Source organism: Cellulomonas telluris (genome assembly GCF_004886325.1).
GTDB lineage: Bacteria > Actinomycetota > Actinomycetes > Actinomycetales > Cellulomonadaceae > Cellulomonas > Cellulomonas telluris.
Genome location: NZ_QXFN01000001.1, coordinates 1051483 through 1065277 on the forward strand (window position 1 = coordinate 1051483; position 13795 = coordinate 1065277).

A 13795-nucleotide genomic window follows, 5' to 3' on the forward strand; every position below is an offset into this window, starting at 1 on the left:
GGGACTGGTGAGCGGACCCCGGTGAGGGCGACCGCCCCCGGTGCCCGGGCCCCCACCGAGGGAACCGATGACCACCGCACCTGTGCGCCACGCCGACGCGCCCACCCCGCAGCACGCGTCCGACACGGTCGAGAACGCCGCCGCGACCCCGGACCAGGTCCAGCCGTTCGCCGAGCTCGGCCTCAAGCCCGACGAGTACCAGCGCATCCGCGACATCCTCGGCCGGCGCCCCACCGCCGCCGAGCTCGCCATGTACTCGGTCATGTGGTCGGAGCACTGCTCCTACAAGTCGTCGAAGACGCACCTGCGCCAGTTCGGCGAGAAGACGACGCCGGCGATGAAGGAGCACCTGCTCGTCGGCATCGGCGAGAACGCGGGCGTCGTCGACATCGGCGACGGCTGGGCGGTCACGTTCAAGGTCGAGTCGCACAACCACCCGTCGTACGTGGAGCCGTACCAGGGCGCCGCGACGGGTGTCGGCGGCATCGTCCGCGACATCATCTCGATGGGCGCGCGGCCGGTCGCCGTGATGGACCAGCTCCGCTTCGGCGCGGTCGACCACCCGGACACGGCGCGCGTCGTGCACGGCGTCGTGTCCGGCGTCGGCGGGTACGGCAACAGCCTCGGCCTGCCGAACATCGGCGGCGAGCTCGTCTTCGACGCCTGCTACCAGGGCAACCCGCTCGTCAACGCGCTGTGCCTCGGCGTGCTGCGCCACGAGGACATCCACCTGGCCAACGCGTCGGGCGTCGGCAACAAGGTCGTGCTGTTCGGTGCGCGCACCGGCGGCGACGGCATCGGCGGAGCGTCGATCCTCGCGTCCGAGACCTTCGACGACACCAAGCCGAGCAAGCGCCCGAGCGTGCAGGTCGGCGACCCCTTCATGGAGAAGGTGCTCATCGAGTGCTGCCTCGAGCTGTACGCGGCGAAGGTCGTCGAGGGCATCCAGGACCTCGGTGCCGCGGGGATCTCGTGCGCGACGAGCGAGCTCGCGTCCAACGGTGACGGCGGCATGCACGTCGACCTCGAGAACGTGCTGCTGCGCGACCCGACGCTGACCGCCGGCGAGATCCTCATGTCGGAGTCGCAGGAGCGGATGATGGCCGTCGTCCGGCCGGAGAAGCTCGACGAGTTCCTCGCGATCACGGCGAGGTGGGACGTCGAGACGGCCGTCATCGGCGAGGTCACCGGCACGGGCCGCCTCACGATCGACCACCACGGCCAGCGCATCGTCGACGTGGACCCCCGGACGGTGGCCCACGAGGGACCGGTCTACGACCGCCCGTACGCGCGGCCCGCGTGGCAGGACGCCCTCGTCGCCGACTCCGTGAGCACCCCGGAGGGGCAGCAGCGCTACGCGCGTCCCTCCACCCCCGAGGAGCTGCGCGAGACGGTCCTGCGGCTGCTCGGCTCGCCGAACCTCGCCTCGCCGGCGTGGGTGACGGACCAGTACGACCGGTTCGTGCAGGGCAACACCGCGCTGGCGCAGCCCGACGACGCGGGCGTGGTGCGGGTCGACGAGACGACCGGCCTCGGCGTCGCGCTCGCGACGGACGCCAACGGCCGGTTCGGCAAGCTCGACCCGTACACGGGGGCGCAGCTCGCGCTCGCGGAGGCGTACCGCAACGTCGCCACGGCGGGGGCGCGCCCGCTCGCCGTCACCGACTGCCTGAACTTCGGCAGCCCCGAGCACCCGGACTCGATGTGGCAGCTCGTCGAGGCGATCCGCGGCCTCGCCGACGCCTGCCAGACCCTCGAGGTCCCGGTCACCGGCGGCAACGTGTCGCTCTACAACGGCACGGGCGAGCCGGGCCAGGTCGACTCGTCGATCCACCCGACGCCGGTCGTCGGCGTGCTCGGCGTCCTGGACGACGTCGCGAACGCCGTGCGCTCCGGCTGGACGACGCCCGGCCAGGCCGTCTACCTGCTCGGCACGACGCGCGACGAGCTCGACGGCTCCGCGTGGGCCGACGTCGTGCACCACCACCTGGGCGGGACCCCGCCGCGCGTCGACCTCGACGCCGAGCGCCGCCTCGCCCAGGTGCTCGCGACGGCCGCGCGCGACCACCTCGTCGACGCCGCGCACGACCTCTCCGAGGGCGGCCTCGCGCAGGCCCTCGTGGAGTCGAGCCTGCGGCACGGGGTCGGCGTGCAGGTCGACCTGGACGGGCTGTGCGCCCGCGACGGGATCACCCCGTTCGTGGCGCTGTTCTCGGAGTCCACGGCGCGCGCGGTCGTCGCGGTGCCGCGCTCGGAGGAGGTCCGGTTCGCCGACCTGTGCACCGCCCGGGGCGTCCCCGCGATCCGCCTCGGCGAGACCGCGGAGACCTGCTCGCCCGGTGCGGGCACGCCCGGTGCCGGTCCGGAGCACGCGCACGAGGCGGCGGTCGAGGTCGCCGGCCTGTTCACGCTGCCGCTGTCCGAGGCCCGCGAGGTCTGGGAGGGCACGCTGCCGCGCCTGTTCGGCTGACGCCGCCGGCGTCGGCACGCGACGCGACCACCAGGGGCCGCCGGGATCTCCGGCGGCCCCTGTCGTCCTCTCGGGCTGCGTGCGGCGGGTCGCGGGGCCGGAAACGCCCCCGGCCGGGCGACGCCCGCACGGGTGACGGACCGTGGACGTCCACGCACCGCCACCGGAGGGACCACCATGAAGACCACCCGCACCGTCGCGGCCCTCGTGGCCGCGGCCGCCTGCCTCGCGCTGGCCGCCACCCCCGCTGCCGCCGCACCCAACGCGCAGGACCAGCAGTTCCTCGTGGGCGCGCACCAAGCCAACCTCGCGGAGATCGCGTCGGGCCAGGCCGCGCTCGCCGAGGCGACGACGCCGGGCGTCCGCGAGATGGGGCAGCAGCTCATCACGGACCACCAGGCGCTCGACGCGCAGGTCACCGCCGTGGCGCAGCAGCTCGGCGTCACCCTGCCCGACGCCCCGACGCCCGAGCAGCAGGCCGCACTCGCGGAGGTCCAGGCCGAGGAGGGCCAGGACTTCGACACCGCCTGGCTGTACCTGCAGATCGAGTCGCACCGCGCGACGCTCGCCCTCGGCGAGCAGGAGCTCGCCGGCGGTGCCGAGCAGGCCGTCAAGGACCTCGCCACGGCGTCCGCGCCGGTGGTCCAGCGGCACCTCGACCACGCGCTGGCGCTCGCACAGGAGCTCGGCGTCGACTCCGTCCCCGCCGGGACGGGCGGGCAGGCGGCCGCGTCCGAGCGACCGCTGGGCCTGGCCCTGTCGCTCGTGGGCGGCCTGCTCCTGGCCGGGGCGGCCGGGCTCGTCGTCCGCTCCCGCCGCACCGTCGGGGCGACCACCCGACGATGAGCACGGCACCGCGGCGCCCGGCGCGGCGGCTCGCCCTCGTGGCGACCGCCGCGCTGGGTGCCGTCTGCCTCACGGCGGGCGTGCGGCTGGCGACGGCACCGCCGCGGCTCGACGTGGCGCCGGCCTCCCTGACGGGCGTCGTCCCCGACGCGCCGGGGCGGACGGGCACCGGCACGCCCGCGTCGACGCCACCCGCACCGGCCCCGCCGGACCCGGCCCCGCCCGCGGCGGCCCCACCCGTGCCCGCCCCGCCGGCACCGACCCCGCCCCCCGCCCCGGCGCCCCCCGTGCCGCCGCTGGTCCCCGCCCCCGACCGGTTGCGGGTGCCCGACGCCGCGGTGGACGTCGCCGTCGTCCCGGTCGGCGTCGGCAGAGGCGGCGCCCTCGAGCTCCCGGAGGCGCCCGACGCCGTCGGCTGGTGGCTCGCCGGCGCCACCCCCGGTGCACCCGCCGGCTCCCTCGTGCTCGCCGGCCACGTCGACACCGTCACCGGTCCCGGCGTGATGGCCGACGTCCTGGACGCACCCCTGGGCGCGGTCGTCGAGGTCGGCGACGGGCGCGGCGGCACGGTGGCGTACCGGCTCGTCGAACGCCGCGTGCTGCCCAAGTCGGCCCCGCTGCCGGACGAGCTGTTCGCCGCCGCGGGCCCGCACCGGCTCGTCCTCGTCACGTGCGGCGGCGCGTTCGACCGGCGCACGCGGCACTACAGCGAGAACGTGGTGCTCCTCGCCGACCCGGTCGGCTGAGGCGGACCCCCGGTCGCGGCCCCCCGCCGCCGCGACCGGCGGACCCGGACGACGGCGCCTAGAGTCGGCGCGTGCCCGGCCGCCCCGTCCGTCTCGCCGCCGCCCCCGCCGACGCCGCGGAGGTCGCGGCCGGCCTCGACGCCCTGCGCGCGGAGGTGGGCGTCGACGCGGCCTGGCCGGCGCCGGCGCTCGCCGAGGCCGAGCACGCCGCCCGCGCCGGTGCGGCGCCGGACGCGGCCGACCGGCCCGAGCTCGCGCAGCGGGTCGACCGGACCGACCTCCCGCTCCTGACCGTCGACCCGGCCGGCTCGACCGACCTCGACCAGGCCGTCCACGTCGCCCGGCACGGCCGCGGCTGGCGCGTGCACTACGCCATCGCGGACGTCGCCTCGTTCGTCCGGCCCGGCGGAGCGCTCGACGCCGAGACGCGCCGCCGCGGCTCCACGCTCTACGCACCCGACGGCCGCGTCCCGCTGCACCCCGAGGTGCTGTCCGAGGCCGCCGCGAGCCTCCTGCCGGACCAGGTGCGCCCGGCGGCCCTGTGGCGGGTCGACCTCGACGCGGACGGGGAGCCGACCGACGTGCACGTGGAGCGCGCCCTCGTGCGCAGCCGCGCGCAGCTGTCCTACGACGAGGCCCAGCGCGCGCTGGACGACGGCACGGCCGACGACGTCCTCGCGGGGGTGCGCGCCGTGGGCCTGCTGCGCGAGGAGCGTGAGCGCGCCCGGGGCGGGGTGTCCCTCGACGTGCCGGAGCAGGAGGTCGTGCGCGAGGGCGACGGCTGGGCCCTGCGGTTCCGCCGGACCCTGCCGGTCGAGGGCTGGAACGCGCAGGTGTCGCTGCTCACGGGAGCCGTGGCGGCCCGGATCATGCTGGAGGCGGGCGTCGGCGTGGTGCGCACGCTGCCCCCGGCGGACCCGCACGACGTGGCCCGGCTGCGGCGGACCGCCGCCGCCCTCGACATCGCCTGGGGCGAGGACGAGCCGTACGCCGCGGTGCTCGCGCGCGTCGACTCCGCGCGGCCGGCGCACGCGGCGTTCCTGCACGAGGCGACGTCGTTGTTCCGCGGCGCCGGGTACGCGACATTCGGCGGAGCCGACGGTGCGCCCGTGCCGACCGGCGACGCCGCCGAGCACGCCGCCATGCGGCTGCCGTACGCCCACGTCACCGCCCCGCTGCGCCGCCTCGTCGACCGGTACGGGACCGAGGTGTGCCTCGCCGTCGTGGCGGGCCGCGACGTGCCGCCGTGGGTGCGCGACGCGCTGCCCGCGCTGCCGGCCGTGATGGCGGAGACCGGACGGCGGGCCGGCGCGTTCGACCGCGGGGCGCTCGACCTGGTCGAGGCCGTGGTCCTCGCACCGGCGGTCGGCCGCACGTTCCGCGGCGCCGTGGTCGACGTCGACGAGCGGGGTGACGGCAGCACCCGGGGGCAGCTGCAGGTGCGTGAGCCGGCGGTCCGCGCGCGCGTCACCGCGGACGGTCCGCTGCCGCTCGGCCGCCTGGTGGACGCCCGCCTCGTGGAGGCATCGGTGCCACACCGTCGGGTGGCCTTCTCGGTCGAGCGTCCGGTTCGTCCCGGATCGCCCCTAGCATCGCCCGCGTGAACCGTCACCGTGCACGCCGGACCGTGGTGACCGCCGTCCTGGCGTCGCTCGCGGTGCTCGCCGCCGTCGTCGGCGTCGCCTGGCCGCGCGTGCACACGGCCCTGAGCGTCGGCACCGCTCTCGAGCGCACCCAGGAGCCGCGGCCCTGGTCGGCAGCGGTGGTCCCGGCGCCGGTGCCGGCGCGCACCGACGCGGCGAGCCCCACGCCGACGCCGGCCTTCGACCTGACGCGGTACTCCACGAGCGACCCGTCCTCGCCGTGGGTGGTCGTGAACAAGCAGCACCCCCTGCCGGCGGAGCACGTGCCGCCGGACCTCGTGGACGTGGAGGGCGTGCAGCTCCGTCAGGTCGCCGCCGCGGACGTCGCGGCGATGCTCGCCGCGGCCCGGGCGGAGGGTGTCGCGCTCGAGCTGCGCAGCGGCTACCGCTCCTACTCCGACCAGGCGGCGGCCCGGGCGGCGATCGAGGCGCGTCGCGGCTTCGCGCACGCGGAGCGGTACAGCGCACGTCCGGGCCACTCGGAGCACCAGACGGGCCTGGCGGTCGACGTGGACAGCGGGTCGACCCCGTCGTGCAACCTGCAGACGTGCTTCGCGACGACCCCGGAGGGGGTGTGGGTCGCGCAGCGGGCCGCCGAGTTCGGGCTGCTCGTGCGGTACACGGAGGAGAACACGGCGGTGACCGGGTACGCGCCGGAGGGGTGGCACCTGCGCTGGGTCGGCCGCGAGCTGACGGGGTGGATGACGGCGAACGGCGTGACGTCGCTCGAGGACGCGTTCGGCGTCACCGGCGGACCGGAGTACGCGGGCGGCTAACGGCCCGGGCGGCCGGCGGCCCCCGGCGGCGGGCCGGGGACAAATGCCGTGGCCGGGGCACCGGGCCCCGGCCTAGCGTCGGCCGCATGTCCTCCGACCCGTCCCGCGACGCACCGGCCGCCCCGGCCGGTGCCTGCCGCGTCGTGCGCGCGGACCGGGGCGCGGTCCTGGTCGTCCCCGCGGACGCCCCGGAGGCGCAGGCCCACCGCGTCCCGCTCGACCGCGACGGCCTCGCGCCCACCGGCGACGGCGTCCGCGTCCCGCCGACGGTCGGGGACGTCGTCGACGTCGCACCCGGGCACGACGGAGCGCCCCCGCACGTGAGCCTGCTGCACGAGCGGCGGACGGCGCTCGTCCGCGACACGGCCGGACGGACCTCGCTCGCCCAGGTGATGGCCGCGAACATCGACGTGGTGCTGGTGGTCGAGCACCTCGACCCCGACCCGGAGCCGGGCCGTGTCGAGCGGCTGCTCACGCTCGCCTGGCGCTCCGGCGCGACCCCCGTCGTCGTGCTCACGAAGGCCGACCTGGTGCCCGACCCGGCCGGGATGGCAGCCGAGATCGCCGGTGCGGCGCTCGGCGTCGACGTGCACGTCGTGAGCGTCCCCGACGGCACGGGGCTCGACCCGCTGCGCGCGCTGCTGGCCCCGGGGGTGACGCTCGTGGCCGTCGGCCCGTCGGGCGCGGGCAAGTCGACGCTCGTCAACGCGCTCGCTGGCCGCGAGGTCATGGCGACGGGGGAGCGGCGGGCCGACGGCCGCGGTCGGCACACGACCACGCACCGCGAGCTCGTGCCGCTCGGGGGCGGCGCGCTGCTCATCGACACGCCCGGCATCCGGGGCGTCGGCCTGGTGGCCGACGAGGACGCGCTCGACGCCACGTTCGCCGACGTGGTCGAGCTCGCGGCGCGCTGCCGGTTCCGCGACTGCGCGCACGCGGCGGAGCCGGGGTGCGCGGTCCGCGCGGCCGTCGAGTCGGGGGAGCTGCCGCAGCGCCGCTACGACAGCTGGCTGCGCCTCGCGCGCGAGGCGGCGTGGCAGGCACGCCGGTCCGATGCGCGGCTGGCGGCCGAGGAGCGCGCGCGCTGGCGGCGCGAGACGCGCGCCTACCACCGCGACGTGCGTCCCCGCGCCTGAGCGTCCGGGACGCCCGTCGGCGTGCCGCTTCGTGACAAAACGATTAGGGATCCGCCGTGCGCTCGCCTCGGCAGGAGCCCGTCGGGTTTGCTCAGGGGCGATCGCACGCGCCCGCCGGTCCTCGAGGACGAGGCCGGCACCGCGTGCCGCCCCCTCACCGCGCACCGCGCGGAGCCCACCTGACGGACCAGAGGAGCGCACATGTCCCCCCGCACGACGACGGGCACGACCGTCCGCCGGAGGCTGGCCGCCGCGGTCGCCGCCGCCGCGGTCGTGACCGCGGGCGTCACCGCCCTGACCACCACCGCGGCCCAGGCCGCACCCGGCTGCCGCGTCAGCTACCAGATCAGCAGCCAGTGGCCGGGCGGCTTCGGCGCCAACGTCACGATCACCAACCTCGGCGACCCGCTCAACGGCTGGGACCTGCGCTGGAACCTCGCGTCCGGCCAGCAGATCACCCAGCTCTGGAACGGCTCGCTGACCACGTCCGGCGGCCAGGCCTCCGTCCGCAACATCGGCTGGAACGGCTCGGTCCCGACGAACGGCACGGTCGCCTTCGGCTTCAACGGCACCTGGTCGGGCAGCAACCCGGTGCCGTCGCAGTTCACGCTGAACGGCACCGTCTGCACCGGCACGGTGACGCAGCCGACGGCCACGCCGAGCCCGACGCCGACCACGCCGCGTCCCACGCAGACGGCCACCCCGACGCCCACGCCCACCCCGACGCAGACCACCCCGGCCCCGCAGCCCGCCGGCTCGCTGTACGTCGACCCGACCACGCAGGCCTACCGCGCCTGGCAGGCGGCGTCCGGCACGGACAAGGCCCTGCTCGAGAAGATCGCCCTCACGCCGCAGGCGTACTGGGTCGGCAACTGGGCCGACGCGAGCCACGCCCAGCAGGAGGTCCGCGACTACACCGGACGGGCCGTCGCGGCCGGCAGGACCCCGATGCTCGTCGTGTACGCCATCCCGGGCCGTGACTGCGGCTCGCACTCCGGCGGCGGCGTCGGGGAGTCCGAGTACGCGCGCTGGATCGACACGGTCGCCCAGGGCATCCAGGGCCGCCCGATCGTCGTCCTCGAGCCCGACGCGCTCGCCCAGCTCGGCGACTGCTCCGGCCAGGGCGACCGCGTCGGCTTCCTGCGGTACGCCGCGAAGTCCCTGACCGCGGCCGGTGCCCGCGTCTACATCGACGCCGGTCACTCGGCGTGGCTGTCGGCCTCCGAGGCGGCCCGCCGCCTGCAGCTGGTCGGGTTCTCCGACGCGGTCGGCTTCTCGCTCAACGTCTCGAACTACCGCACGACGGCCGAGACGGCGGCGTACGGCCAGGAGATCTCGCGGCTGACCGGCGGGAAGACGTTCGTCATCGACACGTCGCGCAACGGCAACGGGTCCAACGGCGAGTGGTGCAACCCGCGCGGCCGCGCGCTCGGCGAGCGTCCGACCACCAGCACGGGCATCCAGGGCGCGGACGCGCTGCTGTGGATCAAGCTGCCCGGCGAGTCCGACGGCGCCTGCAACGGCGGCCCGGCGGCCGGCCAGTGGTGGCAGGAGATCGCCCTGGAGCTCGCCCGCAACGCCAGGTGGTGAGCTGACGGGCCCGGTCCCGCAGCACCGACGAGGCCGCGGACGTCCTGCGTGACGTCCGCGGCCTCGCCGCGTCCGTGCGCGCACGGCGGCCGGGCGCGGACGCGTGTCGGCGGCCGGGTCTAGCGTCACGGTCGTGCACGAGACCCCGGAGGAGATCGCCGCGCTCGACGCCCTGATGACGGCGTCCCACGCCGGCGGCACGGCGCACCTGCGCGAGATCGTCAGCGGCGAGCGCCGCATGGACGCGGCCCAGGTGGTCGCCGCGCTCACGGGCATGAAGGTGCTCACCCTCGCCACCGTCACGGCGCGCGGGGAGCCGCGCGTGAGCGCCGTCGACGGACACTTCCTGCACGGCCGCTGGACGTTCGGCACCGACGGGCGCTCGGCGAAGGCGCGGCACCTGGCGCGACGCCCCGCGGTGAGCGTCGCGCACGTGGACGGTGAGCGCCTGGGCGTCTTCTGCCACGGCACGGCCGTGCGCCTCGACCCCCAGGACCCGACCTGGGACGAGACGATCGCGCACTGGGCGCAGCACTACGGGTCCGACCCGACGACCTGGGGCGACGACGTGCGCATGTACCGGGTCGAGCCGACGTGGTTCGTCGGGTACCGGGGGTCCCCCGCGGACTGAGCCGCCTCGGCCCCGGGCAGCGCCGCGGTGCGGGCCCGTCGCGCGGCCGGGGATGATCGGGACATGCCACCGCGCCGCCGCACCGACCCCGCCGACGGCCGGGCCGCGCTCGCCGCCTGGCGGGCCGACCCCGACGCCGTCTCCGTCCGCGACCGCCGCACCGCCGTGCGGTTCACCCTCGAGGAGCTCGCCGACGTCGCCCCCGGCAACTCGGTCGAGGTGCGCGTCCCGCCGGACGGTGCCGTGCAGGCCGTCGAGGGGCCGCGGCACACGCGCGGCACGCCGCCGAACGTCGTCGAGACCGACCCCGCGACGTGGCTCGCGCTCGCCGCCGGGCGCACCACCTGGGACGAGGCGCTCGGCTCCGGTCGCGTCCGCGCCTCCGGGGAACGGGCCGACCTCTCCGAGCTCCTGCCGCTGCAGGCGGCGCGCGAGCGCTGACCTAGGATCACCGGGTGCCCGAGGCCCACGCAGACGACGACCGGCCCGCCGCGCCCACCCCCGAGCCCGGCGCCGCGCCCGTCCCCGGACCCGCCGAGCGGCCCGTGCCGGCGTCGGCCGACGAGGCGGCGTCCGAGGGCGCGGACGCGCCGCCGGCGGTGCCGTCGGAGGAGGAGCTGGTCCGGACCGCCACCCCGGCGACCGTGCGCCGCGCCCCCCGGTACCGGGCGTTCGCCACCGCGGGCGCCCTGCTCGGTGCGCTGCTCGGGCTCGTCCTCGCGCTCGTGCTCGGTCCCGACCGCGGCACGGCGGGGACGGACGTCGGCGTGCTGCCGTTCCTGGACGGGCAGAACACGGTGCGGCTCCTCGCGGCGCTCGCGGGCGCCGTGCTCGGGCTGCTCGTCGGGGCCGTGCTCGCGCTGGCGGCGGACCGCCGCAGCACCCGCGGGAGACGGTGAGCGGGCGCGGCCGCCGCCGGTGAGGTGTGCCACCATGGTGGTGTGGCTCCCCGCGCAGACGGCCGTCTGAACCACGACCTCCTCCCGAACGAGAAGGGCCCGCAGGACGCCTGTGGCGTCTTCGGCGTCTGGGCCCCGGGCGAGGAGGTCGCCAAGCTCACCTACTTCGGGCTGTACGCGTTGCAGCACCGCGGGCAGGAGTCCGCGGGCATCGCGACGTCCAACGGCCAGCAGCTGCTGGTCTACAAGGACATGGGCCTGGTCTCCCAGGTCTTCGACGAGACCGCGCTGAACGCCCTGCAGGGGCACATCGCCATCGGGCACGCGCGCTACTCGACGACCGGCAAGTCGACCTGGGAGAACGCGCAGCCGACGCTCGGCGCCACCGCGGCCGGCACCGTCGCCCTGGGCCACAACGGCAACCTGACGAACTCGGCGGAGCTGGTGCAGCTCGTCGAGGAGCGGTACGGGCCGCAGCGCCGCGGGGAGCTCGCGCGCGGCAACACGACCGACACGGCGCTCATCACGGCGCTGTTCGCCGGCGACCCGGACCACACGCTCGAGTCGACGGCCATGGAGGTGCTCCCGCGCCTGCGTGGCGCGTTCAGCCTCGTGTTCATGGACGAGCGCACGCTGTACGCCGCGCGCGACCCGCAGGGCGTGCGCCCGCTCGTGCTCGGCCGGCTCGAGCGCGGCTGGGTCGTCGCGTCCGAGATGCCGGCGCTCGACATCGTCGGGGCGTCGTTCGTGCGCGAGGTCGAGCCGGGCGAGTTCATCGCCATCGACGCGGACGGCCTGCGCTCCCAGCGGTTCGCGCCCGTCGACCGTGCCGGGTGCGTCTTCGAGTACGTCTACCTCGCGCGCCCGGACACCTCCATCAACGGCCGCTCGGTGCACGCCGCGCGTGTCGCGATGGGCCGCCGGCTCGCGCAGGAGCACCCCGTGGAGGCGGACCTCGTCATCCCCGTGCCCGAGTCCGGCACGCCCGCCGCGGTCGGCTACGCGACCGAGTCCGGCATCCCGTTCGGGCAGGGCCTGACGAAGAACGCCTACGTGGGCCGCACCTTCATCCAGCCGTCGCAGACGCTGCGCCAGCTCGGCATCCGGCTCAAGCTCAACCCGCTGCGCGACGTCATCCGCGGCAAGCGGCTCGTCGTCGTCGACGACTCGATCGTGCGCGGCAACACCCAGCGCGCGCTCGTGCGGATGCTCCGCGAGGCCGGTGCGGCCGAGGTGCACGTGCGCATCAGCTCGCCACCGGTGAAGTGGCCCTGCTTCTACGGCATCGACTTCGCCTCGCGGGCCGAGCTCATCGCCAACGGCCTCGCCGTCGAGGAGATCGGGCAGTCCCTCGGCGCCGACTCGCTCGGCTACATCTCCGAGGAGGGGCTGATCGAGGCGACCGAGCAGCCCGCCACGCAGCTGTGCACGGCCTGCTTCAGCGGCCGGTACCCGATCGAGCTGCCGTCCGCGGACCGGCTCGGCAAGAACCTCCTCGAGCAGAACGAGCTGCCCCTCGGCGCGCCCGAGGACGGCCTGCTCTCGATCGTCCCGACGTCCGGTGGCGCGACCGCGCTCGAGCACCCGTGAACGCCACCACGCAGCCCGTGACGTACGCGTCCGCGGGCGTCGACACCGAGGCCGGGGACCGCGCCGTCGAGCTCATGAAGGACGCCGTGCGGGCGACGCACGGCCCGCAGGTGCTCGGGGGCGTCGGCGGCTTCGCGGGCCTCTTCGACGCGAGCGCCCTCACCGCGTACCGGCGTCCGCTGCTGGCCACCTCGACCGACGGCGTCGGTACGAAGGTGGCGGTCGCCCAGGCCCTGGACGTGCACGACACGATCGGGTTCGACCTCGTCGGCATGGTGGTCGACGACATCGTCGTCGTGGGCGCCAGGCCCCTGTTCATGACCGACTACATCGCGTGCGGCCGCGTCGTGCCCGAGCGGATCGCGGACGTGGTGCGCGGCATCGCCGCGGCGTGCTCCGTCGCGGGCACCGCGCTGGTCGGCGGCGAGACGGCGGAGCACCCCGGCCTGCTCGGCCCGGACGAGTACGACGTCGCCGGTGCCGCCACGGGCGTCGTCGAGGCGGACGGGCTGCTCGGCCCCGAGCGGGTGCGCAGCGGGGACGTGCTCGTCGCGCTCGGCTCGTCGGGCCTGCACTCGAACGGCTACTCGCTGGTGCGGCGCGTCGTCCAGGTCGCCGGCTGGGGCCTGGAGCGGCACGTGGACGTCCTCGGCCGCACGCTGGGCGAGGAGCTGCTCGAGCCGACGCGCGTCTACGCCGCGGACTGCCTCGCGCTCGTCGAGGAGTTCGGCGCCGACCGTGTGCATGCGTTCAGCCACGTGACGGGCGGCGGCCTCGCCGCGAACGTCGCGCGGGTGCTGCCCGCGGGGCTCGTCGCGGACGTGGACCGGGCCTCCTGGGAGCTGCCGCCGGTGTTCGGCCTCGTGCAGCAGCTCGGGCAGGTGCCGTGGGGTGACCTCGAGGGGACGCTCAACCTCGGCGTCGGCATGGTCGCGATCGTCGCGCCCGACGTCGCGGACGCCGTCCAGACGGCCGCCCGCGACCGCGGTCTGCCCGCGTGGGTGCTGGGGACCGTGCGCACGCCGGGCGACGACGACGCGTCCTCGGGCGATCTCGTCGCCGGGACGAAGGGCGTCCAGGGCGGCGCCGTGCGGCTGCACGGCGCGTACCGGGCGGGCTGAGCACCGGGAGGTCGCACGCCGGGGCGACCGGCGTGCCGGCGTCCCCCGGGCACGTGCAGGACCCCGCGCGACGGGCCCGCACGGCGGCAGCCGCGCCACGTTGGCGGCGCACCCGGCAGCGCGCCGCGGCAGGCCGGCTCGACGCCCGGCGACGGCTAGGGACCCCACCGTCGGCCCCTGTCAGGGCGCGAGGACGGTCGCAGTGCCCGGACGTCGCGAGGTCGTCGGGCGCACGACACGACCGTGCGCCGTCCCGCGACGTGCGGGACGGCGCACGGAGGCAGCATCGTGTGACGCCGCCGAGCACGCTGCTCGTGACCCGGCGGTCGACCCGGGCGAGGGCCTAC

At 76.5% G+C, this 13795-nt stretch carries 12 protein-coding genes; all 12 read left to right on the forward strand.

Annotated elements, in window-relative coordinates; translation table 11 throughout:
- Window positions 1-67 precede the first annotated feature (67 nt).
- Window positions 68-2470 carry a phosphoribosylformylglycinamidine synthase subunit PurL gene (gene purL, locus FB586_RS05020; RefSeq protein WP_136518161.1) on the forward strand — a complete coding sequence of 801 codons (2403 nt, stop codon included), beginning with the start codon at window positions 68-70 and terminating at the stop codon, window positions 2468-2470.
- A gap of 177 nt (window positions 2471-2647) precedes the next feature.
- Window positions 2648-3316 carry a DUF4142 domain-containing protein gene (locus tag FB586_RS05025; RefSeq protein ID WP_136518162.1) on the forward strand — a complete coding sequence of 223 codons (669 nt, stop codon included), beginning with the start codon at window positions 2648-2650 and terminating at the stop codon, window positions 3314-3316.
- Complete coding sequence (locus FB586_RS05030; RefSeq protein ID WP_136518163.1) at window positions 3313-4062, forward strand: class F sortase; 750 nt, start codon at window positions 3313-3315, stop codon at window positions 4060-4062. Before FB586_RS05025 ends, FB586_RS05030 begins: the two co-directional genes overlap by 4 nt.
- Before the next feature lie 71 nt (window positions 4063-4133).
- Complete coding sequence (locus FB586_RS05035) at window positions 4134-5666, forward strand: RNB domain-containing ribonuclease (protein ID WP_136518164.1); 1533 nt, start codon at window positions 4134-4136, stop codon at window positions 5664-5666.
- A complete protein-coding gene (locus FB586_RS05040) occupies window positions 5663-6481 on the forward strand; it encodes a M15 family metallopeptidase (RefSeq protein ID WP_136518165.1) in 819 nt (272 codons plus the stop codon). The genes FB586_RS05035 and FB586_RS05040 overlap by 4 nt, the downstream gene beginning before the upstream one ends.
- An 86-nt stretch (window positions 6482-6567) precedes the next feature.
- Entirely contained in the window at window positions 6568-7617 is a 1050-nt protein-coding gene (rsgA, locus tag FB586_RS05045; protein WP_136518166.1) for a ribosome small subunit-dependent GTPase A, read from the forward strand.
- 201 nt (window positions 7618-7818) lie between these two features.
- Window positions 7819-9207: a glycoside hydrolase family 6 protein gene (locus FB586_RS05050; RefSeq protein WP_136518167.1), complete on the forward strand. Its 1389-nt coding sequence runs from the start codon at window positions 7819-7821 to the stop codon at window positions 9205-9207.
- A gap of 133 nt (window positions 9208-9340) precedes the next feature.
- Window positions 9341-9838: a pyridoxamine 5'-phosphate oxidase family protein gene (locus tag FB586_RS05055; protein ID WP_136518168.1), complete on the forward strand. Its 498-nt coding sequence runs from the start codon at window positions 9341-9343 to the stop codon at window positions 9836-9838.
- Window positions 9839-9901: 63 nt separating this feature from the next.
- Entirely contained in the window at window positions 9902-10279 is a 378-nt protein-coding gene (locus tag FB586_RS05060; RefSeq protein ID WP_136518169.1) for a sterol carrier family protein, read from the forward strand.
- 14 nt (window positions 10280-10293) lie between these two features.
- Complete coding sequence (locus FB586_RS05065; RefSeq protein ID WP_246036455.1) at window positions 10294-10737, forward strand: histidine kinase; 444 nt, start codon at window positions 10294-10296, stop codon at window positions 10735-10737.
- Window positions 10738-10779: 42 nt separating this feature from the next.
- Window positions 10780-12327, forward strand: coding sequence for an amidophosphoribosyltransferase (purF, locus tag FB586_RS05070; RefSeq protein WP_136518170.1), 1548 nt, complete (start codon window positions 10780-10782; stop codon window positions 12325-12327).
- Window positions 12324-13448 carry a phosphoribosylformylglycinamidine cyclo-ligase gene (purM, locus tag FB586_RS05075; RefSeq protein WP_136518171.1) on the forward strand — a complete coding sequence of 375 codons (1125 nt, stop codon included), beginning with the start codon at window positions 12324-12326 and terminating at the stop codon, window positions 13446-13448. Before purF ends, purM begins: the two co-directional genes overlap by 4 nt.
- The last annotated feature ends 347 nt before the right edge of the window (window positions 13449-13795 follow it).

Coding starts and splice junctions, on each gene's coding strand:
- purL (WP_136518161.1), top strand. CDS start 68: ATGACCACCGCACCTGTGCGCCACGCCGACGCGCCCACCCCGCAGCAC.
- FB586_RS05025 (WP_136518162.1), top strand. CDS start 2,648: ATGAAGACCACCCGCACCGTCGCGGCCCTCGTGGCCGCGGCCGCCTGC.
- FB586_RS05030 (WP_136518163.1), top strand. CDS start 3,313: ATGAGCACGGCACCGCGGCGCCCGGCGCGGCGGCTCGCCCTCGTGGCG.
- FB586_RS05050 (WP_136518167.1), top strand. CDS start 7,819: ATGTCCCCCCGCACGACGACGGGCACGACCGTCCGCCGGAGGCTGGCC.
- rsgA (WP_136518166.1), top strand. CDS start 6,568: ATGTCCTCCGACCCGTCCCGCGACGCACCGGCCGCCCCGGCCGGTGCC.
- FB586_RS05060 (WP_136518169.1), top strand. CDS start 9,902: ATGCCACCGCGCCGCCGCACCGACCCCGCCGACGGCCGGGCCGCGCTC.